Annotated in this window: 26 protein-coding genes and 1 tRNA gene; 13 read left to right on the forward strand and 14 right to left on the reverse strand. The window is 66.0% G+C overall.

Annotated features, from left to right (window positions below):
• Nucleotides 1-6 precede the first annotated feature (6 nt).
• Nucleotides 7-606 (forward strand): short chain dehydrogenase, encoded by a 600-nt coding sequence (locus E5K04_RS10680; RefSeq protein ID WP_136553861.1) that lies wholly within the window; start codon nt 7-9, stop codon nt 604-606.
• Nucleotides 607-640: 34 nt separating this feature from the next.
• A complete protein-coding gene (locus E5K04_RS10685; RefSeq protein ID WP_168929210.1) occupies nt 641-1018 on the forward strand; it encodes a nuclear transport factor 2 family protein in 378 nt (125 codons plus the stop codon).
• Between the two features lie 50 nt (nt 1019-1068).
• On the opposite strand, the gene E5K04_RS10690 is transcribed toward E5K04_RS10685, so the two are convergent.
• Both E5K04_RS10690 and E5K04_RS10695 read right to left on the reverse strand, forming a co-directional pair.
• Nucleotides 1069-1515: an LEA type 2 family protein gene (locus tag E5K04_RS10690; protein ID WP_136553865.1), complete on the reverse strand. Its 447-nt coding sequence runs from the start codon at nt 1513-1515 to the stop codon at nt 1069-1071.
• A gap of 3 nt (nt 1516-1518) precedes the next feature.
• Complete coding sequence (locus E5K04_RS10695; RefSeq protein ID WP_235844343.1) at nt 1519-2439, reverse strand: LysR family transcriptional regulator; 921 nt, start codon at nt 2437-2439, stop codon at nt 1519-1521.
• Between the two features lie 87 nt (nt 2440-2526).
• On the opposite strand from E5K04_RS10695, the gene E5K04_RS10700 reads away from it, so the two are divergent.
• Together E5K04_RS10700 and E5K04_RS10705 are read left to right on the forward strand one after the other, a co-directional pair.
• The gene (locus E5K04_RS10700; RefSeq protein WP_136553867.1) at nt 2527-2946 is read left to right on the forward strand and encodes a CidA/LrgA family protein; all 420 of its coding nucleotides are present in this window, start codon (nt 2527-2529) and stop codon (nt 2944-2946) included.
• A gap of 1 nt (nt 2947) precedes the next feature.
• The gene (locus E5K04_RS10705) at nt 2948-3631 is read left to right on the forward strand and encodes an LrgB family protein (protein ID WP_136553869.1); all 684 of its coding nucleotides are present in this window, start codon (nt 2948-2950) and stop codon (nt 3629-3631) included.
• A gap of 69 nt (nt 3632-3700) precedes the next feature.
• Here E5K04_RS10705 and E5K04_RS10710 read toward each other — a convergent pair whose 3' ends face one another.
• Nucleotides 3701-4357, reverse strand: coding sequence for an OmpA family protein (locus E5K04_RS10710; RefSeq protein WP_136553872.1), 657 nt, complete (start codon nt 4355-4357; stop codon nt 3701-3703).
• 170 nt (nt 4358-4527) lie between these two features.
• Between E5K04_RS10710 and E5K04_RS10715 the strand changes: the two genes are divergently transcribed.
• Nucleotides 4528-5013: an acyl-CoA thioesterase gene (locus E5K04_RS10715; protein ID WP_136553874.1), complete on the forward strand. Its 486-nt coding sequence runs from the start codon at nt 4528-4530 to the stop codon at nt 5011-5013.
• Nucleotides 5010-5669: a TIGR01621 family pseudouridine synthase gene (locus tag E5K04_RS10720; protein ID WP_136553876.1), complete on the forward strand. Its 660-nt coding sequence runs from the start codon at nt 5010-5012 to the stop codon at nt 5667-5669. Before E5K04_RS10715 ends, E5K04_RS10720 begins: the two co-directional genes overlap by 4 nt.
• Nucleotides 5670-5672: 3 nt before the next feature.
• Here E5K04_RS10720 and rpoS read toward each other — a convergent pair whose 3' ends face one another.
• From rpoS to E5K04_RS10735, 3 genes are all read right to left on the reverse strand, one after another.
• Nucleotides 5673-6617, reverse strand: a complete 945-nt coding sequence (gene rpoS, locus E5K04_RS10725) for an RNA polymerase sigma factor RpoS (RefSeq protein WP_136553878.1) — start codon at nt 6615-6617, stop codon at nt 5673-5675.
• Between the two features lie 168 nt (nt 6618-6785).
• The gene (gene feoB / locus E5K04_RS10730; RefSeq protein ID WP_136553880.1) at nt 6786-8552 is read right to left on the reverse strand and encodes a ferrous iron transport protein B; all 1767 of its coding nucleotides are present in this window, start codon (nt 8550-8552) and stop codon (nt 6786-6788) included.
• Nucleotides 8549-8776, reverse strand: coding sequence for a FeoA family protein (locus E5K04_RS10735; protein ID WP_136553882.1), 228 nt, complete (start codon nt 8774-8776; stop codon nt 8549-8551). Before E5K04_RS10735 ends, feoB begins: the two co-directional genes overlap by 4 nt.
• Before the next feature lie 161 nt (nt 8777-8937).
• Between E5K04_RS10735 and dcd the strand changes: the two genes are divergently transcribed.
• The gene (dcd, locus tag E5K04_RS10740) at nt 8938-9513 is read left to right on the forward strand and encodes a dCTP deaminase (RefSeq protein ID WP_136553884.1); all 576 of its coding nucleotides are present in this window, start codon (nt 8938-8940) and stop codon (nt 9511-9513) included.
• 136 nt (nt 9514-9649) lie between these two features.
• Entirely contained in the window at nt 9650-9940 is a 291-nt protein-coding gene (locus E5K04_RS10745; protein ID WP_136553886.1) for a glycine zipper domain-containing protein, read from the forward strand.
• Nucleotides 9941-9993: 53 nt separating this feature from the next.
• Here the strand turns inward: E5K04_RS10745 and E5K04_RS10750 are convergent, their stop codons facing one another.
• The 8 genes from E5K04_RS10750 to tgt form a co-directional block, all read right to left on the reverse strand.
• Nucleotides 9994-11055, reverse strand: a complete 1062-nt coding sequence (locus tag E5K04_RS10750) for a mechanosensitive ion channel family protein (protein ID WP_136553888.1) — start codon at nt 11053-11055, stop codon at nt 9994-9996.
• Between the two features lie 65 nt (nt 11056-11120).
• Entirely contained in the window at nt 11121-11786 is a 666-nt protein-coding gene (gene trmB, locus E5K04_RS10755) for a tRNA (guanine(46)-N(7))-methyltransferase TrmB (protein WP_136553890.1), read from the reverse strand.
• A 7-nt stretch (nt 11787-11793) separates the two neighbouring features.
• Nucleotides 11794-13674 carry a DNA mismatch repair endonuclease MutL gene (gene mutL, locus E5K04_RS10760; protein WP_136553892.1) on the reverse strand — a complete coding sequence of 627 codons (1881 nt, stop codon included), beginning with the start codon at nt 13672-13674 and terminating at the stop codon, nt 11794-11796.
• Nucleotides 13671-14324, reverse strand: a complete 654-nt coding sequence (locus E5K04_RS10765) for a DedA family protein (RefSeq protein ID WP_136553894.1) — start codon at nt 14322-14324, stop codon at nt 13671-13673. The genes mutL and E5K04_RS10765 overlap by 4 nt, the downstream gene beginning before the upstream one ends.
• A gap of 114 nt (nt 14325-14438) precedes the next feature.
• Complete coding sequence (gene secF / locus E5K04_RS10770) at nt 14439-15374, reverse strand: protein translocase subunit SecF (RefSeq protein ID WP_136553896.1); 936 nt, start codon at nt 15372-15374, stop codon at nt 14439-14441.
• A gap of 9 nt (nt 15375-15383) precedes the next feature.
• A complete protein-coding gene (secD, locus tag E5K04_RS10775; RefSeq protein WP_136553897.1) occupies nt 15384-17234 on the reverse strand; it encodes a protein translocase subunit SecD in 1851 nt (616 codons plus the stop codon).
• Nucleotides 17235-17288: 54 nt separating this feature from the next.
• On the reverse strand, nt 17289-17609 hold the full coding sequence (yajC, locus tag E5K04_RS10780) for a preprotein translocase subunit YajC (protein WP_136553900.1): 321 nt from the start codon (nt 17607-17609) through the stop codon (nt 17289-17291).
• 131 nt (nt 17610-17740) lie between these two features.
• Complete coding sequence (tgt, locus tag E5K04_RS10785) at nt 17741-18853, reverse strand: tRNA guanosine(34) transglycosylase Tgt (protein ID WP_136553902.1); 1113 nt, start codon at nt 18851-18853, stop codon at nt 17741-17743.
• Between the two features lie 157 nt (nt 18854-19010).
• Here tgt and E5K04_RS10790 point away from each other — a divergent pair.
• The 5 genes from E5K04_RS10790 (at nt 19011) to rplT (ending at nt 22443) form a co-directional block, all read left to right on the forward strand.
• Nucleotides 19011-19087 (forward strand) — tRNA-Val (locus tag E5K04_RS10790).
• 176 nt (nt 19088-19263) lie between these two features.
• Nucleotides 19264-21165 carry a threonine--tRNA ligase gene (thrS, locus tag E5K04_RS10795; RefSeq protein WP_136553904.1) on the forward strand — a complete coding sequence of 634 codons (1902 nt, stop codon included), beginning with the start codon at nt 19264-19266 and terminating at the stop codon, nt 21163-21165.
• Nucleotides 21166-21197: 32 nt separating this feature from the next.
• Nucleotides 21198-21722 carry a translation initiation factor IF-3 gene (gene infC, locus E5K04_RS10800; protein WP_136553906.1) on the forward strand — a complete coding sequence of 175 codons (525 nt, stop codon included), beginning with the start codon at nt 21198-21200 and terminating at the stop codon, nt 21720-21722.
• Between the two features lie 156 nt (nt 21723-21878).
• On the forward strand, nt 21879-22076 hold the full coding sequence (gene rpmI / locus E5K04_RS10805) for a 50S ribosomal protein L35 (protein ID WP_136553908.1): 198 nt from the start codon (nt 21879-21881) through the stop codon (nt 22074-22076).
• Nucleotides 22077-22086: 10 nt separating this feature from the next.
• Nucleotides 22087-22443 (forward strand): 50S ribosomal protein L20, encoded by a 357-nt coding sequence (rplT, locus tag E5K04_RS10810; protein WP_136553910.1) that lies wholly within the window; start codon nt 22087-22089, stop codon nt 22441-22443.
• Nucleotides 22444-22521 lie beyond the last annotated feature (78 nt).

The following is a 22521-nucleotide window of genomic DNA, read 5'->3' on the forward strand; positions in this document are numbered from 1 at the left end:
GCTCACATGCAAAGGATTCTGATCATTGGCGCGAGCGGGCTGATCGGCCGCGAGGTCTGCCGGCAGTTGCCGGGGCAGGTCGAGCTGATCGAGGCTGGCATGAGCAAATCGCCTTATCAGGTCGACATCAGCGACGCGGCGTCGCTGGGCGCCTTGCTCGGCAATCTCGGGCGCGTCGACGGCATGGTGTGTGTTGCCGGCATGGCCCGCTTCAAGCCGTGGGCCGAACTTGACGCCGACGACTGGGCGTTCACGCTGGCCAACAAGCTGATGGGGCAGGTCAACCTGGTCAGGCTGGGCGCCGCGCATCTGAACGACGGCGGCGCGATCACCCTCACCAGCGGGCTGCTGGCCCAGCACCCGATCCCGGGGAGCGCGGCGGTCAGTACGGTGAATGCCGCGATCGAGGCCTTCGTGCGTGCGGCGGCGCTGGAACTGGGCCCCCGCGTGCGCGTCAACGCGGTGTCGCCGGGCTGGATTGCCGAAACCCTGACCTCGATGGGGCTGGACCCGTCGCCGGGGCTGAGTGCGGCCGAAGTGGCGCGCATCTATATCGAACAACTCACCCATGGCGCCTCCGGCAGCGTTGCCGTCGCCAGCCGTTGAAATCAGTGCGCGACGCGCAGATAAGGAGCAAGAAATGGAACAGTCATTGGAGCAGTGGGCGCACGCCTTCCTGCACAAGGTCGACACCGAGCCGGCCGCCGCGCTGGCCAGCGATCTGAGCGAAGACCTGCGCTTTTGCATGGCCAACCTGCCGGTCACGCTGGGGCCGCAAGCGCTGATCGACGCCTTTGCGGCCGCGCAACAGCGCTTCGATTCTATCCGCCACGAAATCGTCGGCGTGACCACCGGCCGCTGGGAGGAAGGTGATGTCGTCGCCATCGAGGCGCGTGCCCATTACCTCAGGAACGGTCGCGAGGTTGTGCTGCCGGTCACCTCGACCCTGCGCCTGCGCGGGGGCAAGGTCGCCGACTACCGCATCTATATCGACCCGGCACCGGCGTTCGCCGACTGAGGGGGCGTCACCCGGCTGCGGGGCCAGCTAAGGCCCCGCCTGGGGAAGGTCTAGCGCGTCAGCGACCAGCGGCCGCTGCGGTCGATCGGCAGGTCGGCCAGCCCGTTGACGTCGTTGATCCGGCCTTGCAGCCGGTAATCCACGCCGCCGCCCGAGCTGAGCAGGCTGCCGGCCTGGCGCAGCCAGTCGGCGAGCGAGGTGCGCATGCGTAAGGTCACCACCGCGCTGCCGCCTGCCGGCACTTCGAAGGCCTGGTTGCTGGCGCCGTCGGCCAGCTTGTCGCCGTTGACGAACAAGGTGAAATTCATGCCGCGGCCGCTCAGGGCGAAGGCGTTGGGGTTACTCACGCGCAAGGCCACGTCGAAGTTCTGCTCGAACAGGGTGGACTTGCCGGCGGGCTTGATGTCGCTGAGGCTGACTTCGGGTTTTTTCAGGCCAAGGGTCGAGCACGCGGCGAGCGTGACGACGAGCAGTGCGGCGAACAGTCGCTTGAACATTATTTATCCTTTCGTCTGATCCAGGGTGGCCCGCGTGGTGTCCAGCCATGCGCGGGCGGCGTGCGTGAGGTAGCCGTCGCGCCGCCAGATCAGCGCAAGGTGCCAGTTTAACGTGTCCTCGGCCAGCGTCGTGATCTCGAACGCGTCAGGCGGCAGGCGCCGCGCGACCGAGCGCGGCAACAGGGCGACGCCGAGGCCGGCGCTGACCAGCTCGCTGATGAAGTCCCAGTGCGCGCTGCGCCCGGCGATGTCCAGCGTCTGCCCCAGCGCGGCGAACGCTGCGGCGATGCGGTGCGACAGCGTGAAGTCTTCCGGGTAGAGGATGAAGCGCTCGGCGGCGATCATGGTCAGCGTCACCGAGGCCATCCCCCGCCAGCGGCTGCCGGCGGGGGAGATCAGGCACAGCGGGTCGCACACCACCTCCAGCGTGTCGAACACGCCGGTGTCGACCGGCAGCACGGCGACGCCGATCTCCAGTTCGCCCGCCTTCACCCGCTGCTCGATCGCGCGTGCACCGTCCTCGACCAGCTTGAGCGCCACCTTCGGGTAGCGCGCGCGGTAGGCGCCGACGATGGGCGCGAAGCGTGCGGCGCCGACCATCGGCGGCAGGCCGAGCACCAGCTCGCCCTGCGCGAGCGAGGAGAGGTCGGCCAGCCGGGCGGCGAGGCGGCGCGCGCCGGCGAGCAGCGCCTCGCCCTCGTCGAACACCACGCGGCCGGCGTCGGTCGGTCGCACTTGGCGGCGGTCGCGCTCGAGCAGGGTCTGGCCCAGTTCGTCCTCGAGCTGGCGCACCATCTTGCTGATGGTCGGTTGGGTGACGCACAGGGTGTCGGCCGCCCGCGTGAAGCTTTGCTGGCGGACCACCTCGGTAAAGTAACGCAGCGCGCGCAGGTCCATTGCATTCCTTTGTGGAATCGTTTCCATTACTTTAATTCATTTTTTGCATCAAATGGCGCATCTTATACTGCGAGTGTCCCGATAGGCCGTCCCGGTTGTTTCTCCATCGCCATCATGTCCGAAGCTCATTCACGCATTTCTTCCATCCTGCTCACCGTGGGGCAGGTCGCCTTGCTGTCCCTGATCTGGATGGCGGCGCAATACGTCTCCGTACACTACCTGCCGCAACTGCCCGGCGGTGTGCTGGGCATGCTCGCGCTGCTGACCCTGTTCGCCAGCGGCAAGGTGTCGCCTACCTGGTTCGAGCGCGGCGCGGGCTGGCTGCTCGCCGAGCTCTTGCTGTTCTTCATCCCGGCGGTGATCGCCATCGTGAATTTCGGCGCGCTGTTTGCCGACGCCGGCGCGCGCATCGTGCTGGTGATCGTGCTCTCGACCGCGCTGGTGATGCTGTCCACCGCGTTCGCGGTCGAGTGGACGGGGCGGCTTATCAGGCTGCACCGCCGCCGCATGCGCCTGGCCGCACTGGAGGTGTGAGATGGTGTCCATGCTCGGGGTATTCAGTTTCGCGGTGACCCTGCTCGCCTATTTCGGCGCCAAGCGCATGCACGCGCGCCTACACCGCTGGTGGTCGGCGCCGATCTTTCTGGTGCCGGTGCTCTTGGTGCTGCTCTTGCTTGCCTGCCGCATCCCGTACGCGGCGTACTGGCAGACCACGCACTGGCTGAGCTGGCTACTCGGGCCGGCGACGGTCGCCTTCGCGCTGCCGATCTGGCGCCACCGCGCGCTGATCGCCCGCCAGTGGCTGCAACTGGCCGCCGGCGTGACGGTCGGGGTGCTGGTTGGCGTCGGCAGCTCGGTCGGCCTGGCCCGCCTGCTGGATTTGCCGCCGGCGCTGCAGCACGCGCTCGCGCCGCGCTCGATCAGCACGCCGTTCGCGCTGGCAGCCGCGCCCTCGTTCGGTGGCGACGGCCAGCTGGTCGCGATCTTCGTGGTGATTACCGGCGTGGTCGGCATGGTGCTTGGCGAGGCGCTGCTGGCGCTGGTGCGGGTGCGCGGCAGCGTCGCGCGCGGCGCGCTGTTCGGGGCAGCCGCGCACGGCGCCGGCACGGCCAAGGCCAGCGAAATCGGCCAGGAAGAGGGCGTAGTCGCCAGCCTGACCATGATGCTGTGCGGGGTGGTCACCGTGCTCCTCGCACCTATGCTTGCCCACTTGCTGTAGACCTTGCGTCTCAACAAAAAGGCGGCGCCCCGATGGGGCGCCGCCTTTTTGTCAGCCCTTGCCTGCGTGTTACTGCGGTTTCGGGTTGATCAGGATCTCGACGCGGCGGTTCTTGGCGCGGCCGTCGGCGGTCGCGTTGGAGGCCACCGGGCTTTCCGGGCCGTAGCCGCGGGTGCTGATGCGGCTGCCGGCGACGCCGTCGGCGCGCAGCACGTTGGCGACGGCCTGTGCGCGCTGCTGCGACAGCTTCATGTTGTAGGCGAGGGCGCCGCTGCTGTCGGTGTAGCCGTTGACGGTGATGGTGGTCTCCGGATACTGGTTGAGCACGTTGGCGACGTTGCCCAGCGCACCTTGCGCCGCGCCGCTGACCGCGTAGCTGTTCAGCGCGAAGGTGATGCTCTCCGGCATCACCAGCTTGATCTGGTCGCCGACGCGGTTGACCTGGACCTGGGTGTTGGCGAGCTTTTCGCGCAGTTCTTTTTCCTGGTTATCCATATAGACGCCGACGCCGGCACCGATCGCGCCGCAGGCGAGCGCGGCATTGCGCGCGCCCTTGCCGCCGGAAATCAGCGCGCCGGCGATGCCGCAGGCGGCGGCGGCGCCCAAGCCGTAGGTTGCGGCCTTGTTCATTTCCTGCTGGCCGGTCAGCGGGTTGGTGGTACAACCGGTGACGGCGAGCGCGCCGGCGACGATGGCGGCGATCAGTACCTGCTTTTTGTTCAGCATGTCTTGTGCTCCCTCGGGGTGGGTGAGGCACGGCCTGCCGCGGGCAGGCGTGCGAAGTTGCAAAACCAATCTTAGATAGTACCATCCTGCATTGCCAACGCCGGCAGCCCATGTCGGGCAGCTCATGCCGGATGGCGTGTTTCGGACATGACCCGTTTTGAAGGATAGCGATGGACGCGATCAACCCGCATGAATTGACGATGTCGGTACTGATGACGCCCGATATGGCGAATTTCTCCGGCAACGTGCACGGCGGCGTGCTGCTCAAGCTGCTTGACCAGGTCGCGTACGCGTGCGCGAGCCGTTACGCCGGCCACTACGTGGTCACGCTGTCGGTCGACCAGGTGCTGTTCAAGCAGCCCATCCATGTCGGCGAGCTGGTGACCTTCCTCGCCGCGGTCAACCATGTCGGCCGTACCTCGATGGAGGTCGGCATCAAGGTGGTCGCCGAGGACATCCGCGCGCGCACCGTGCGCCACACCAACAGTTGTTACTTCACGATGGTCGCGATGGAGGACGGCCAGCCGGCGGCGGTGCCGCCGCTGGACTTGCGCGACGAGGTCCAGCACAAGCGTTTTCGCGAGGCGGCGATCCGCAAGAAGATGCGCGTCGAGGCCGCCGAGCGGATGCGGCGCGAGGTGGGGGGCGAGGCATGAGCACGCCGCCCTTCACGCTGGTGCACGCCGACCCGCGCTTCTACGTGGTCGCCAAGGCTGCCGGCATTGGCTTCCACCGCGAGGGCGACACGCCGGGGCTGATGGACCACCTGCGCGAGGGGCTGGCCGATACGGCCCTGTGGCCGGTGCACAGGCTGGACCTGGTCACCTCCGGGCTGATCGTCGTCGCGCGCTCGGCCGCGGTCGCCGCGGCGCTTGGCGCGGCGTTTGCCGCGCACGAGGTGGAGAAGACCTATCTTGCGCTGTCGGACCGCAAGCCGAAGAAGAAGCAGGGCTGGATCCGCGGCGACATGGTGAAGGCGCGCGGCGGCGCGTGGCGGCTCACGCATACGCTGGAGGCGCCGGCCGTCACCCGTTTTGACAGCGCGTCGCTCGCGCCCGGCGTGCGGCTCTTCATGCTCTACCCGCAGACCGGGCGCACCCACCAGCTGCGCGTCGCGCTCAAGAGCGTATCCGCGCCCATCCTCGGCGACGCGCTGTACGGCGGCAGCCCCGCCGACCGCGTCTACCTGCACGCCTACCGTCTGGCGTTCCGGCTGGACGGCGAGGCGTTCGCCTTCACCAGCCCGCCCTCGGGCGGGCTGTTCGACACGCCCGCGCTGGCGGACGTGCTCGCCCGCGAGAGGGCGGGCTGACGCTTACAGCAGCAGCGCGGCGTCGATGCCCTGCTGGCGCAGGATGCGCTTGAGGTGGTCGAGCGCCTCGATCTGCGTCTGGCGCACCCGCTCGCGGCTGAGGCCGAGCTCGCTAGCCAGCGATTCCAGCGTCTGCGTGTCGTGCCGGTTGAGCCCGAAGCGGCGCTCGATCACGTAGCGCTGGCGCTCGGAGAGCTGGGCGAGGCAGTCCTGCACGTAGGCGTCGACCCGGCCGTGGTGCAGTTGCAGCTCGGGCGCTTCCTGCTCCTCGTCGCAGATGGCGTCGCCCAGCGTCAGCATCGGATCGTCGTCCAGCGGCGCGTCGAGCGAGCAGGTGCGCTCGTTCAGCAGCAGCATCTGGCGGACCTGTGCGGCGGGCACGTCCATCTGGGCGGCGATCTCGTCTTCGCTGGGAGCGTGGCCGTTGGCGTTCTCCAGCGCGCGCGCGGTGCGCAGGTAGCCGTTCAGTTCCTTGACCACGTGCACCGGCAGGCGCACCGTGCGCGACAGGTTCATGATCGCGCGCTCGACGTTCTGGCGGATCCACCAGATCGCGTAGGTCGAGAAGCGGAAGCCGCGGGACGGGTCGAACTTGTCCAGCGCGTGCATCAAGCCGAGGTTGCCTTCTTCCACCAGATCAAGGAAGCTGACCCCGCGACCCGTGTAGCGCTTGGCGACCGAAATGACCAGACGCAGGTTGCGTTCGATCATTTCCTGGCGGGCTTTGAAATCACCTTCCTTGATCCGGAGGGCGAGCTGGCGTTCTTCTTCGGCGCTCAACAGCGGGCGGCGGCCGATGTCGTTGAGGTAGATCTGGGCGATGTCGAAGGTTTCGTCGTTCTGGGCGTCGGCGCTGGAGATTTCATCCGACGCGTCGTCCGCCCTCAGTTCGTTCTCTTCTTCTTCAGCGCTGTTGGCGCTCTCCGCGACGTACAGGTTTGCAAGCATGCCATGTTCCTTTGGGTAGGGCTTTTATTGGCGTGGCAGCAGACAAGTGCTGCCATATCAACAAATCCTAAATTAGGATTTGTTGATATGCTAAGTCTGTTTTTGGCGAAGCGCAAATGGTTTTTTTGCATGCGCCGGGAAGGGCTGCTAACGCGCGGCTTGGCTGTCCTACAGGCGGCTGGCGAGCTGATAGAAGACGAAGCTGACCAGCCAGGCCAATAGCAAGGACCAGCCGACCGACAGCAGGGTGAAACGCGCGCTCTTCGATTCGCGGCGGATCGCGGCGACGGTCGACAGGCAGGGCACGTAGATCAGCGTGAACAGCAAAAAGCTCATCGCCGACACCCAGTCAAGCTGGGCGGCGAGCGCGGTGGCCAGCTGGCCGTCGCTGACGCCGTAGACGACGGCAAGCGAGCCCAGCAGGATTTCCTTGGCGACGAAGCCGAACAGCAGCACGACTGCCAGCGGCTCTGGGATGCCGATCGGGTCCAGCAGCGGCGAGAGCGCGTGGCCGATCGCGTCGGCCACGCTGCCGTAGCCGCCGGCCGGCAGGCGGGTCAGCAGCCAGACGAGGACGACGCCGGCGACGATGAAGGTCGACGCCAGGCGCAGGAAGGCGGCCACCTCGCCCCAGGCGCGGGTGAACACGTGGCGCACTGAAGGCAGCCGGTAGGGCGGCACTTCGAGCAAATACGCTTCGGACGCGCACAGCCGGCGCTTGAAGAGCGCAGCGGTGAGCATGGCCGCGGCGAGGCTCACCGCGTAGAAGGCGGCGAGCACCCAGGGCGCGTGCGCGGGCGAGAACAGCGCCGCGCTGAAGAACAGCACCACCTGCAGCCGCGCCGAACACAGGGAGAACGGGATGATCAGCATCGCGAGCAGCCGCTGCCTGCGTTCGCGCAGCACGCGGGTGCCCATCACCGCCGGCACGTTGCAGCCGAAGCCCATCAGCTGCAGCACGAAGCCGCGGCCGTCCAGCCCCAGCCTAGCCATCAGCGCGTCGGTCAGGTAGGCGGCGCGCGCGAGGTAGCCGCTGTCCTCGATCAGCGCCATCAGCACGAAAAACACGAAGATGATAGGCGCGAAGGTGGCGACCGTGCTCACGCCCTGCCACAGCCCGTCCAGCAGCAGGCTGGCCAGCCAGTCAGGCAGCCTTGCGGCCAGCGGCGCGAGCCACGCCTCGTGCATGCCTTCAAGCGCGTTGCCCAGCATGGCCTGCAGCGGGCCGCCGATCAGGTAGGTGCCGTTAAAGAGCGCGGCCATGATCGCCGCGAACGCGGCAAGTCCCAGCCAGGGGTGCATCAGCACCCGGTCGAGCTGGTGGCTCAGCCTGGTGGGCAGCGTCGGCGGCAAGTGCCAGGCGCCCGCGAGCAGCGCCTCTGCCTGCTCGATGGCCTGGTGGGTGTCGGGCAGCCCGGCCAGGCGCGCGCGTCGCGGCGTGGCGGCCTGGCGGGCGAGCGTGGCGAGCGCGTCTTGCAGCGCGGCCCAGCCCTGGCCGCTCGACGTGCTCACCAGCACGAGCGGGGCGGCCAGGCGCTCGGAGAGCGCCGCGCAGTCGATGTCGATGCCCAGCAGCGTGGCCTCGTCGGCCATGTTGAGCACGATCAGGCAGGGCAGGCCGGTGGCCCTCAGCTGGACGGCGAGCGGCAGCTGGCGGTCCAGTTGGGCGGCGTTGAGCACCAGCACCAGCGCGTCGAAGTCGCGCGCGCCAAGCACGTCGCGCACCACCGCTTCGTCGTCGGTGTAGCCGGAGAGGTCGTGGATGCCGGGCAGGTCGGTCAGCTCGACCATCTGGTTGCCCAGCAGCAGGCGCGCGTGGGCGAGCTCGACGGTCAGACCGGGCCAGTTGCCGACGCGCTGGGAGAGGCCGGTGAGCCGGTTGAACAGCGAGGACTTGCCGGTGTTGGGCAGGCCGACCAGCGCGAACTGCCTCATGCGCGCTGGTCGACTTCGATACGGCGGGCGAGGCTGCCGCGCAGCAGGAACTGGGTGGTGCCGACTTCCAGCATCAGCGGGCCGCCGAAGGCGGCGCGGCGCGCGAGGTGGACGGTCTGGCCCGGGCGTAGGCCGAAGGCGGCGACCCGGCGCAGAGTGTCGTCGTCCAGGTCAAGCCGGGTCACGATGCCGCGCGTCCCCGCGCGTAGCCTGTCGAGCGTCATGCAAAAGCCGTCTGTTTGATTGGGAACGATTCCCAATCTATGCCTGTGGCAAACAGGGTGTCAATGATCTACATCAAGCGGGGACGGGACGCTCGTCCCAAACTGGCCAGCGGCCGGCGCAGGCAGTAAAATCGCGCGATTCAAATGAAGGGGTCAGCAAGATGAGCATCAAGTCCGACAAGTGGATCCGCCAGCAGTGCGAAGTGGCCGAGAACCCGATGATCGCGCCGTTCGAGGCCGACCAGGTGCGTTACGTCGACGGCCAGAAGGTGATCTCCTACGGCACGTCGAGCTACGGCTACGATATCCGCTGCGCGGACGAGTTCAAGGTGTTCACCAACATCAACAGCACCATCGTCGACCCGAAGAGTTTCGACCCGGATTCCTTCGTCGAGGTGTCGGGCAAGGGTTACTGCATCATCCCGCCGAATAGCTTCGCGCTGGCGCGTACCGTCGAATACTTCCGCATCCCGCGCTCGGTGCTGACCGTGTGCCTGGGCAAGTCGACCTACGCGCGCTGCGGCATCATCGTCAACGTCACCCCGTTCGAGCCGGAATGGGAAGGCTACGTGACGCTGGAGTTCTCCAACACCACGCCGCTGCCGGCCAAGATCTACGCCAACGAGGGCGTCGCGCAGGTGCTGTTCTTCGAGTCGGACGAAGTCTGCGACGTCTCGTACAAGGACCGCGGCGGCAAGTACCAGGGCCAAGTCGGCGTCACGCTGCCGCGCACCTGACAGTCTGCGGGCTGGACAGCAACGGGCGCTGCAGGCGCCCGTTCGCATTTACATTTGCCAACAGTTTGCTGCTCGACCGCGCCGGCAACGCTGGCGAGAATGTAGGCTGACATCCTTTGAGCCGAGTGACACGAACATGAAGTTGCGCCAGTTGTTGCCCATCGCCCTGTTGGGCTTCTCTTCCGTTGCCGCGCACGCGGCGTCCACGTCCGAACTGATCGTCGGCGGCGCGCTGGGCGGCGCGGCCGGCGCGGTGATCGGCGATGCGGTCGGCGGCCGCGACGGCGCGGTGATCGGCGGGGCGCTGGGCGCCGGCGTCGGCGTCGCCGCCGTCAACAAGCGCAGCAAATCCGCCTACTACCCGCATTACCATGGCCACAAGCACAAGAAGAAGTACCGCAAGTGGCGGCACTACGACGACGACTGAGCTGCGTAGCGGCCCCATGAAGACGCCCAGGCCTCGGCCTGGGCGTCTTGTTTTCAGGCGCGGGGCGCGGCGTCCGTTTCAATGAACAGCGTGCGGCTGGGGAAGGCGAAGTCGGCGCCGTGGCGGTGCACGATGTCGACCATCGCGAGCAGCACCTCCTGCTGCACCGATAGCCACTTGGCCCAGTCGGTGGTGCGCGTGTAGCAGTACACCATGATGTTCAGCGACGACTCGCCGAAGGCGTTGAAGTTGACCAGAAGCGCTTGCGTCTGGTCGATCTCGGGGTGGGCGGCGAGCATCGCGTGGATGTCGGCGACCACCGGCGCGACGCGCGCGCTGTCCTCGTAGCGCAGGCCGACGGTGGTGGTGATCCGCCGGTTGCTCATGCGCTGCGGGTTCTCGACGGCGATGGTCGAGAACACTGAGTTGGGCACGTACAGCGGGCGGTTCTGGAAGGTGAAGATGCGGGTCAGCCGCCAGCCGATATGTTCGACCGTGCCCTCGATATTGCGGTCGGGCGAGCTGATCCAGTCGCCGACCTTGAAGGGGCGGTCGAGGAAGATCATCAGCCCGCCGAAGAAGTTGCTGAGGATGTCCTTGCCGGCGAGGCCGATGATCAGGCCGCCGGCACCGCCGAAGGCGAGCAGGCCGGACAGGCTGAGGCCGAACTGCTGGCCGACGCCGAGGAAGACCACCAGCAGCACGCTGGCCTTGGTGAGCTTGGCGACCGCGTTGGCCGAGGTCGCGTCGTGGCCGGCCTCGACATGGATGCGCTCGGACGCGTCGATGTAGCGGAACGCGCCCCACAGCACGGCGAGCGCGAGCGCGCAGGCGCGCAAGGGCGCGATCCACGCCAGTAGTTCGGGCAGCAGGCGGCGCGCGGCGACGTCGAGCAGCAGGCTGGCGCTGACGATGCCGATCACCGCGAGCGCGACCGGCGAGGCCTGCTGCCAGAACGCCTTGAGCAGGCCGCGGCGCAAGGAGGCTTCGCCGCGCGCGAGGCGGCGCAGCAGCAGATACCAGCCACCGAGGGCGAGCAGCGTGAAGAAGAGGATCAGGCCGACTTCCCACAGGGTGCGCGGCGTGAAAGCGGGAGCGGAGAGCGGTTCGGTCATGGCGTGGCGAAAATTGGGTTAGCCTTCATTGAAGATGGTGGACTAGGGTTTTGCCGCCAGCGGCGTCAGGCCGGGCAGCCAAGGTCGTGGCGTACCCGCCACAGGCGGTGGCCCGAGCCCAGGTATTTGCGCTCGAACGCGGTCAGCGGGTCGCTAGGCAGCCACGGCTCGGCCCGTACCGCCGCACCGGTAAGCGCCTGTAGCGCGTACGCGTGCTCGTCGGCGTAGACCTGCCAGTTGCTGCGCAACTCCAGCACGCCGCCCAGACGCAGCAATAACGGGAACACTGGGTGTCCGTGCCAGCGCCTTTGCAGGTGCTGCGGCTTGGGCCAGGGGTTGGGGTAGAGCATCCAGTGCTGGGCGAGGCGCACGCCATCCCCGGCCATCAGCCGCCACAGGTCGACCAGGTCGGCGCGCACGAACAGCGCATTGTCGGGGACGGGCCCGGCCTTGCCGCGGCCGAGGCGGTCGGCCGACTGGTCGACGCCGACCACGAAATGGTCGGGGTGCTCGCGGGCCAGCCTGAGCGTGGAGACGCCGACGCCGCAGCCGGTGTCGAGGATCAGCGGGGAGGCGCCGCCCCACGCCGCGCGTACGCTTTGCCAGGCGTCGACGTTGAACGCCGCGTACGGTTTGCGGTAGGGATGGGCGGCATGGCGCCCGAGCACGTCGGGCAGGCGCTCGTGGATGCCCGCCTGCGCGCTCTCGACCTTGCGCGAATTGTCCTGCATGGGTCCTTCACTGGCCGCGCATGAACAGGCGGTCCAGGTCCTTCATGGTCAGCCGCGTCCAGGTCGGGCGGCCGTGGTTGCATTGTCCTGAGCGTTCGGTCGCCTCCATGTCGCGCAACAGCGCGTTCATCTCGGCGAGGTTGAGCGCGCGGTTGGCGCGTACCGCGCCGTGGCAGGCCATGGTCGCCAGCAATTCGTTGCGCCGCTCGGTCAGCGCGGCGCTGACGCCGTGCGCGCGCACGTCGGCGAGCACCGCGCGCGCGAGCTCGACCGGGTCGGCGTCGGCCAGCCACAGCGGCACCGCGCGCACCGCCAGCTGGGTCGGCGACAGCGGCGCGAGTTCCAGCCCCAGCGTCTTCAGCGCGTCGCCGTGCTCGTCGGCGGTGGCGACCTCGAAACGGTCGGCGCCGAACGACACCGGAAGCAGCAGGGGTTGCAGGGGCAGGTCGTCGGTCTCGAGCGCGCGCTTCATCCGCTCGTACACGATGCGCTCGTGCGCGGCGTGCATGTCGACCAGGATCAGTCCGTCGGCCGCCTGCGCGAGGATGTACACGCCGTGCAGTTGCGCGAGCGCGAAGCCCAGCGGCGGCACGCCGTCCGCGTCGGCGGCGGGCATGGGCGCGGGCAGTTGCGCAGATGCGGCCGGCGCCGCGTCCGACGCGCGCTCCTCGGCGCGGATGGTCGAGAACATCGCGTCGTACACGCCGACCGCCTCGCGGGCGACGGCAAGCGGGATGCGCTGCTGCTCGAAGCGTTGCGGCAGCGGCGTGCGCCCGGGCGTGCCCGCGCGGGGCGCTGCCGTGTCCGCAGCGGCGGCAAACAGCGGTGCGGTTGTGGGCGGCGCCGCAGGCTGGGCGTCGGGCACGGCGAGCTGGGCGTCGACGGCGGGGCGGCTGTCGGCGGCACCCGCCGCGAGCACCTTGTGCACCGAGTGGAACAGGAACTGGTGGATGGCCTGGCTCTCGCGAAAGCGCACCTCGACCTTGGTCGGGTGGACGTTGACGTCGACACCGGCCGCGTCCATGGTCAGGAACAGGGCGTACGCCGGGTGGCGCTCGTGGTGCAGCACGTCGCGGTAGGCCTGGCGCAGCGCGTGCTGCGCGGTCTTGTCGCGCACGAAGCGGCCGTTGACGTAGAAGAACTGCGCGTCGCGGCTCGCCTTGGAGAAGGTGGGCGACGCGACGAGGCCGCGCAGGGTGAGGTGGCCTGCCTCGCTGTCGACGATCAGCGACGCGTCGACGAAGTCGCGGCCGAGGATGGCGCCGACGCGGTCGGCCAGGCTTTGCACCGGCAAACGGGCGGTGACCTTGCCGTTGTGGCGCAGGATCATCTCGACGCCGGGGTGGGCCAGCGCGACGCGCTCGAACGCCGCTGCGCAGTGCGCGTACTCGGTCGCCTCGCTCTTGAGGAATTTGCGGCGCGCCGGCGTGTTGAAGTAGAGGTCGACCATTTCGACCGTGGTGCCTTCCGGGTGCGCGGCCGGCTCGACCGGGTGCAGGGTGCCGTCGATGGCGATGATCTGGTGCGCGTGCGCCTCGCCCTGCGGGCGGCTCGTAAGCGTCAGCCGCGACACCGAGGCGACGCTGGCGAGACCCTCGCCGCGAAAGCCCAGCGTCGCCACCCGCTCCAGTTCGTCCAGCGAGCCGATCTTGCTGGTCGCGTGGCGGTCGAGCGCCAGCGGCAAGTCGTCCGCGGCGATGCCGCTGCCGTCGTCGTTGACGCGGATCAGCTTGATGCCGCCTTGCGCGATATCGACGGTGATGCGCCGCGCGCCGGCATCCAGGCTGTTCTCCAGCATTTCCTTGAGGGCGGAGGCCGGCCGCTCGACCACCTCGCCGGCGGCGATCTGGTTGACCAGGTGGTCGGGCAGCTTGCGGATGCGTTTCATCGCGCGCCGGCCCGGGCTGCGGCGCGCTTGTGGCGCCAGAATTCGATGATGCCAGGCAGGATGGACACGAAGATGATGCCAAGGATCAACAGCGTCAGGTTCTGCTTGACGATGGGCATGTTGCCGAAGAAATAGCCGGCGTAGCCGAAGCTCGCTACCCACAGCACGGCGCCGCTGACGTTGTAAAAGGCGAAGTGGCGGTAGCCCATCTTGCCGACGCCGGCGACAAACGGCGCGAAGGTGCGCACGATGGGCACGAAGCGGGCGAGGATGATGGTCTTGCCGCCGTGCTTCTCGTAGAAGGCGTGCGTCTTCTCCAGGTACTCGGGGCGGATCAGCTTGGGGAAGCGGGCCGCCAGCTTCTCGCCGAAATAGCGACCGATCGCGTAGTTGACGCCATCACCGATCACGGCGGCGGCGATCAACAGCGCGACCATCGCGTGGATGTTCATCTCGCCCAGCGCGGCCAGGGTGCCTGCGACGAACAGCAGCGAGTCGCCCGGCAGGAAGGGGGTGACCACTAGCCCGGTCTCGCAGAACACGATCAGGAACAGGATCGCGTAGATCCACGGCCCGTACGCGGCGGCCAGTTCCGCCAGATGCACGTCGATGTGCAGGATGAAGTCGATGATGAACTGCAGGTATTCCATATCAGGGTCCTCGGTGCTTGCCCGAGCCCCCGGCGCGGGGCAGGGGCTCGGGCAAGCAGGGTGGATAGGTGAAAAAGGGCCGGCGGTGCCGGCCCTTGCTACTGACGGGGTCGGTCAGACCACCGCTTCCTGTTTCTGCTTGGGCGGCTTGATCATGTGCTCGCGCTTGATGCCCAGCGCCAGCGCCAAGGGGCTTGCCACCAGCACCGACGAGTAGATGCCGAACACGATGCCGATGGTCAGCGCCATCGCGAAGCCGTGCAACGCGGCACCGCCGAACAGCAGCATCGACAGCACCATCGCCTCGGTCGAGCCGTGAGTGATCATGGTGCGGCTGATCGTCGAGGTGATCGCGTGGTCGATCACCTGTGCCGTGGTCATGTGCTTCATGCCGGGCTTGCGGAAGTTCTCGCGGATCCGGTCGAACACCACCACCGACTCGTTGACCGAGTAGCCGAGAACGGCGAGCACGCCGGCGAGCACGGTCAGCGAGAATTCCCACTGGAACAGCGCGAAGCAGCCCAGGATGATCACCACGTCGTGCATGTTGGCGATGATCGCCGACACCGCGAAGCGCCATTCGAAGCGCAGCGCGAGGTAGGCGATGATCCCCAGGCACACCACGGTCAGCGCGATCAGGCCGTTCTCGACCAGTTCGGCGCCGACCGACGGGCCGACGAACTCGACCTTGCGCAGGTCGACCTGGGTGTTGCCGGCCTTGAGCGCGGTGAGCACCTGGTTGGAGAGCTGGGCGGCGCTGACGTCCTTCTTCACCGGCAGGCGGATCAGCACGTCGCGACTGGTGCCCAGGCTCTGCACCTGCGCCTCGCCTAGCTTGAGTCTGTCGACCCGCCCCCGCACGTCGGCGAGGTTGGCGGACTGCGCGTACTGCACTTCCATCACCGTGCCGCCGGTGAATTCGACGCTCAGGTTCAGGCCCTTGCTGAACAGGAAGAACACGGCAAGGATGAAGGTCACCAGCGAGATGGTCGTGGTGAGCTTGCCGTAGCTCATGAACGGGATGTCCCGTTTGATGCGGAAAAGCTCCATGGTGTCCCCTTACTTGGCCTCTTGTTCCGGTTTCCACACCTGGCCGACCGAAATCGAGCTCAGGCGACGGCGGCGGCCGTACCACAGGTTGACGAAGCCGCGCGAAACCAGCACCGCCGAGAACATCGAGGTGAGGATGCCCAGGCAGTGCACGACGGCGAAGCCGCGGACCGGGCCCGAGCCGAAGATCAACAGCGCGAGGCCGGCGATCATCGTCGTCACGTTCGAGTCGAGAATGGTCGCCCAGGCGTGGCTGTAACCGGCCTGGATCGCCGACTGCGGCGGCATGCCGTTTCGCAGCTCCTCGCGGACCCGTTCGTTGATCAGTACGTTGGCGTCGATCGCCATGCCCAGCGTCAGCGCGATTGCCGCGATGCCCGGCAGCGTCAGCGTCGCCTGCAGCATCGACAACAGCGCGACTAGCATCAGCACGTTCACGCCGAGCGAAAGCACCGAGATCAGGCCGAACACGCGGTAGTAGATCACCATGAACACGGCGATCGCGGCAAAGCCCCACAGCGTCGAATGGAAGCCCTTCTCGATGTTCTCCTTGCCCAGGCTCGGGCCGACGGTGCGTTCCTCGATGATCTGCATCGGCGCGGCCAGCGAGCCTGCGCGCAGCAACAGCGCGGTGTCGTTGGCCTCGGCCGAGTTCATCGAACCGGAAATCTGCACGCGGCCGCCGCCGATCTCGGAGCGGATCACCGGCGCGGTCACCACCTCGGTCTTGCCTTTTTCCACCAGGATCATTGCCATGCGGCGGCCGATGTTCTCGGCGGTGACCTGGCGGAAGATGCCGGCGCCGGTGGAGTCAAGGTTGATGCTGACTGCCGGTGCGCCGTTCTCGTCGAAGGTCGGCTGCGCGTCGTTGATGTTGTCGCCGGTCAGCTCGACGTCCTTCTTGACCAGGATCTTGGACGGGCCGCGCGGGGTCAGCTCGTCGAGCAGCTCGTAGCCCATAGGCACGTTGCCGGCGATTGCGTCGTTGACCTTGCCCGGGTCGTCTTCGACCATGCGTACCTGCAAGGTCGCGGTGCGGCCGAGGATGTCTTTGGCCTTGGCGGTGTCCTGCACGCCCGGCAACTGCACGACGATGCGGTTCGGGCCGGCCTGCTGGATCACCGGCTCGGCGACGCCCAACTCGTTGACGCGGTTGTGCAGCGTGGTGATGTTCTGCTTGACCGCGTCCGACTCGATGCGGGTGATCTCTTCGGGCTTGAGCGCGAGCTTGAGCGTGTAGTTCGCGTCGTCGGCCTTCAGCGTGAGGCCGGGCAGGGTGCGCACGATCGCCTTCTCGGCGGCCGCGAGCGTCTCCTGGTCGCGCAGTTGTACGGTCAGCGTGTCGCCGTCACGGCGGAGGGTGCCGTAACGGATCTTCTTGTCCTTGAGCTCGCGGCGGATGTCGCCGGCGTAGCGTTCCATCGTCTTGTCGAGCGCGGCCTTCATGTCGACTTCGAGCAGGAAGTGCACGCCGCCTCGCAAGTCGAGGCCGAGGAACATCGGGTTGGCGTGGATCTTGGCCAGCCACTGCGGCGACGCGGAGAGCAGGTTGAGCGCGATGATGTAGTTGTCGCCCAGCGCCTGTTCGATCACGTCGCGTGCCTTGATCTGCACGTCGGTGTCCTTGAAGCGCACCTTGAGGCTGCCGCCGTCAAGGTAGACGCCGTCCGGCGTGATCTGGTGCGCCTTGAGCGCGCCTTCGACGCGTTCCATCACGGTGGTGTCGACCGGCATCGACTGGCGAGTGCTCGAGATCTGCACCGCCGGGGTCTCGCCGTAGAAGTTGGGCAGCGTGTACAGCGCCGAGACGATCAGCGCCACCACGATGACGAGGTATTTCCAGAGCGGGTAGCGGTTCATGGGAATGGGCAGGAAAGAGGACAAGCCGCCCGGTGGCGGCTTGTCCTTGGGGGGTTACAGGGACTTGAGCGTGCCTTTTTCCAGCTTGCCGGCGACGGCGGAGCGCTGGATGGTGATCTCGACCTTGTCGGCGATCTCGATGTTCAGGTACTGCTCGGACACCTTGGTCACGCGGCCGACGATGCCGCCCTGGGTGGCCACTTCGTCGCCCTTCTGGACTTCCGACAGCATCTTCTGGTGTTCCTTCATGCGCTTTTGTTGCGGGCGGACCAGCAGGAACCAGAACAGCACGAAGATCACGATCATCGGCAGGAACTGCATGAAATCGAAGCCGGCTACAGCAGTACCTGCTGCGTGGGCGGGGGCAATAAACATCGTTAACTCCCTCTAAGGGTGGAATGGGGCCGGTAGGGTGAACCGGTGATTGTAGCGACGGCGGGTGGCTTTTCCAACCATGCCCGCCGTGGAACCCGTCCGACCGCATGGCGCGGACGGGGTTCCCCGTGTCAGGCGCCGCGCGCGCGTTTTTCGTGGAAGCTGGCGCGCCAGTCGGCGAAACGGTCCTGTTCGATCGCCTCGCGCATCTCTGCCATCAGTTCCTGGTAGTAGTGCAGGTTGTGGATGGTATTGAGGCGTGCGCCGAGGATCTCGCCGGTGCGGTGCAGGTGGTGCAGGTAGGCGCGGCTGAAGTTGCGGCACGCGTAGCACGCGCATTCCTCGTCGAGCGGGCGGTGGTCCATCTTGTGGAAGGCGTTCTTGATCTTGATGTCGCCGTAGCGGGTGAAGATCCAGCCGTTGCGCGCGTTGCGGGTCGGCATCACGCAGTCGAACATGTCGACGCCGTTGGCGACGCCCTGCACCAGGTCTTCCGGCGTGCCCACCCCCATCAGGTAGTGCGGCTTGTCCGCCGGCAGCATGTCGCGCATCTCTTCGAGCATGCGGTACATCTCGGGCTTGGGTTCGCCCACCGACAGGCCGCCGATGGCAATGCCGTCAAAACCGATCTCCATCAGCCCGTCGAGCGACTTCTGGCGCAAATCGGTATAAAGGTTGCCCTGCACGATGCCGAACAGCGCGTTCGGGTTCCTGAGGTCGTCAAACGCCTGGCGCGAGCGCGCGGCCCAGCGCAGGCTCATCTGCATCGACGCCTCGGCGGTCTTGTGGTCGACCTGGCCCGGGGTGCACTCGTCCAGTTGCATCACGATGTCCGAGTTGAGCACGGTCTGGATCTTCATCGAGATCTCCGGCGACAGGAACAGCTTGTCGCCGTTGACCGGGCTCTGGAAGGTGCAGCCTTCCTCGGTCAGCTTGCGCAGGTCGCCCAGGCTGAACACCTGGAAGCCACCGGAGTCGGTGAGGATGGGTTTGTCCCAACCTATAAAGGCATGCAGGCCGCCGAACGACTCGACGACCTCAAGGCCCGGACGCAACCACAGGTGGAAGGTGTTGCCGAGGATGATCTGGGCGCCGATCTCGTTCAGTTCGAGCGGGCTCATCGCCTTGACCGAGCCGTAGGTGCCGACCGGCTGGAACACCGGTGTTTCGACCGTGCCGTGGTTCAGTTCGAGCGTGCCGCGGCGTGCGCCGCCGGAAGTCTTGTGTACGGTAAACTTGAGCATGAGGAAATGTCGTGCAAAATCAACGCGCCAGTATAGCTCAAAGCAGGGATTTCAAGTTTTTTGCAAAAAGTGCTTGCCAAGCGGCAGGGGGGTCTGTACTATTCGCCTCACTGATTCGGCGCTGAACTCCAAGACGAAGCGAAGCGGCGAAATCAATAGGCACGTAGCTCAGCTGGTTAGAGCACCACCTTGACATGGTGGGGGTCGTTGGTTCGAGTCCAATCGTGCCTACCAATATACCGAAACACATGAAGGACCGCGGAAATGTTCCGAACTACCGAGACCACACGAACTCGTTGACCGGGCCCGGTGGTTTTTCATGTGATATAAAAGAAGTGCGGCTCGGGCCGCACTTTTTTTTTGTCCTTTTTTTGTGCCCTGTGGTGCGCCTTCAAAAAGCTGGAGTTGTCATGCCCGATATCCGCCTTCCCGATGGTTCTGTCCGCTCCTACGAACAGGCCGTGACCGTACACGACGTAGCTGCCTCGATCGGCGCTGGCCTCGCCCGTGCCGCGCTGGCTGGCCGGGTCGACGGCGAGTTGGTGGATACCTCCTACCTGATCGACCGTGACGCGGACCTCTCGATCATCACCGAGAAGGACGCTGACGGCCTGTCGGTGATCCGCCATTCGACTGCCCACCTGTTGGCGTACGCGGTGAAGACGCTGTTCCCGGATGCGCAGGTCACCATCGGGCCGGAAATCGAAAACGGCTTCTACTACGACTTCAGCTACAAGCGCCCGTTCACGCCGGAAGACCTGGCCGCCATCGAGAAGAAGATGGCCGAACTGGCCAAGCAGGACATCCCGGTCGAGCGCTACACGCTGCCGCGCGATGAGGCCATCGCCTACTTTAAGAGCATCGGTGAACACTACAAGGCCGAGATCATCGAGGCGATCCCGCAGGGCGAGGTGCTGTCCCTCTATAAGGAAGGCGAGTTCACCGACCTGTGCCGCGGCCCGCACGTGCCGTCGACCGGCAAACTCAAGGTGTTCAAGCTGATGAAGCTCGCCGGTGCCTACTGGCGCGGCGACAGCCGCAACGAGATGCTGCAGCGCATCTACGGCACGGCGTGGGCGAAGAAGGAAGACCTCGCCGCCTACCTGCACATGCTCGAAGAGGCTGAAAAGCGCGACCACCGCCGCCTGGGCAAGGTGCTCGACCTCTTCCACCTGCAGGACGAGGCACCGGGCATGGTGTTCTGGCATCCGAAGGGCTGGACGCTGTGGCAGAACATCGAGCAGTACATGCGCCGCACCCTGACCGCCGCCGGCTACCAGGAAATCAAGACGCCGATGGTGATGGACCGCACCCTGTGGGAGAAGTCCGGCCATTGGGAGAACTACCGCGACAACATGTTCACCACCGAGTCGGAGAAGCGCGACTACGCGGTGAAGCCGATGAACTGCCCGGGTCACGTGCAGGTGTTCAACCAGGGCCTGCGTTCGTACCGCGACCTGCCGCTGCGCCTGGCCGAATTTGGTGCCTGCCACCGTAACGAGCCGTCCGGCGCGCTGCACGGCCTGATGCGCGTGCGCGGCTTCGTGCAGGACGACGCACATATCTTCTGCACCGAAGAGCAGATCAACTCGGAGGCGCGTGCGTTCAACGAGCTGACCATGGCGGTGTACAAGCACTTCGGCTTCGATAATGTCGCGATCAAGCTGAGCCTGCGTCCCGAGAAGCGCGCTGGTTCCGACGAGGTGTGGGACAAGGCCGAGCAGGGCCTGCGCGACGCGCTCTCCGCCTGTGGTGTCGAGTGGGAAGAACTGCCGGGCGAGGGTGCGTTCTACGGTCCGAAGATCGAGTACCACATCAAGGACGCGCTGGGCCGCTCCTGGCAGTGCGGGACGCTGCAGCTTGACTTCGTGCTGCCCGAGCGCCTGGACGCCGAGTATGTGACCGAAGACAACGGCCGCAAGCGCCCGGTGATGCTGCACCGTGCGATCCTGGGTTCGCTCGAGCGCTTCATCGGCATCCTGATCGAAAACCACGCGGGTGCCTTCCCGCTGTGGCTCGCGCCGGTGCAGATGGTGGTGATGAATATCTCCGAGGCGCAGGCGGATTACGCGGCCGAAGTCGCACAAACGCTGAGAAATCAAGGCTTCCGCGTGGAGCTTGACTTGAGGAACGAGAAGATCGGTTATAAAATCCGCGAGCACAGCCTGCAAAAGTTGCCGTACCAGATCATCGTCGGCGACAAGGAGAAGGCTGACGGACTGGTGGCAGTCCGGGCGCGCGGCGAAGATCTGGGTCAGCTGACCCTGGACGCCTTCTCGGCCCGGCTGGCTGCGGAACTTCCGCAGGCTTGAGCCCCGGATTCGATCGATTATCTATAGGAGATTTGGCTATCGCTCAGGAACGCGAACCACGGATCAACGGCGAGATTACCGCTCGCGAGGTCCGTCTGGTAGGGAATGAAGGTGAGCAGCTCGGTATTGTGAGCATGCGGGAGGCGCTGGCACTTGCCGAAGAGCGCGACGTTGATCTGGTGGAGATTTCCCCGAACGCGCAGCCTCCGGTTGTCAAGCTGATGGACTACGGCAAGTACAAGTACGAGCTGTCCAAGAAGCGGCAGGAAGCCAAGGCCAAGCAAAAGCAGATCCAGATCAAGGAAGTGAAGTTCCGTCCGGGTACCGACGATGGCGACTACAACGTCAAGTTGCGCAACCTGATCCGCTTCCTGCAGGATGGCGACAAGGCCAAGGTGACCTTGCGCTTTCGAGGCCGCGAAATGGCTCACCAGGATATCGGCCTTGCGCTCTTGAAGCGCGTCGAGGCTGATCTGGTCGAGGTTGGCACCGTCGAGCAGTTCCCGCGTCTCGAAGGCCGCCAGATGGTCATGATGATTGCCCCGAAAAAGAAATAATCGGGTATAATCGTTTCTTGACACGGCAGGGCGACCTGCCGTGTCGGTTTTATGGCTCAAAGCCATGCAAAAGCGTGATGTAGCGGTTCCCAAGCGGCCAGCGCAAGCCGGTCCACCCTGCATCTAATCTAACTCAATTCTGCTGGGGTATTTTCCATGCCGAAAATGAAGACCAAATCGAGCGCCAAAAAGCGCCTGAAGGTTCTGGGCAATGGTGGTGTGAAGCGTTCCTTCGCGTTCAAGCGTCACATCCTGACCAAGAAGACCACCAAGAACAAGCGCCAACTGCGTGGCACCACCATGGTGGATGCGACCAATATGGCCTCTGTTCGTGCAATGCTGCCCTACGCCTAAGGAGTAATAAATGCCTCGTGTAAAACGCGGTGTAACCGCTCGCGCCCGTCACAAGAAAATCCTCGCTCTGGCGAAAGGCTACCGCGGCCGTCGCAAGAACGTATACCGCATCGCCAAGCAGGCGGTGATGAAGGCCGGTCAGTACGCTTACCGTGACCGTCGCCAGAAGAAGCGCCAGTTCCGCCAGCTGTGGATCGCCCGTATCAACGCCGCTGCGCGTGAATGCGGTCTGTCGTACAGCAAGTTCATGAACGGCCTGAAGAAAGCCGCTATCGAAATCGACCGCAAGGTCCTGGCCGACCTGGCCGTGTTCGACAAGCCGGCCTTCGCACAGATCGTCGAGCAGGCTAAAGCCAAGCTCGCCTGATCGCGGGTCGCTGCAAGGGGAGGCGCGAGCCTCCCTTTTTTTTCGTGAAACTTTCAAGAGAGCTGACCCGACGCATGG

The organism is Crenobacter intestini (genome assembly GCF_004919095.1).
Taxonomy (GTDB): Bacteria; Pseudomonadota; Gammaproteobacteria; order Burkholderiales; family Chromobacteriaceae; genus Craterilacuibacter; species Craterilacuibacter intestini.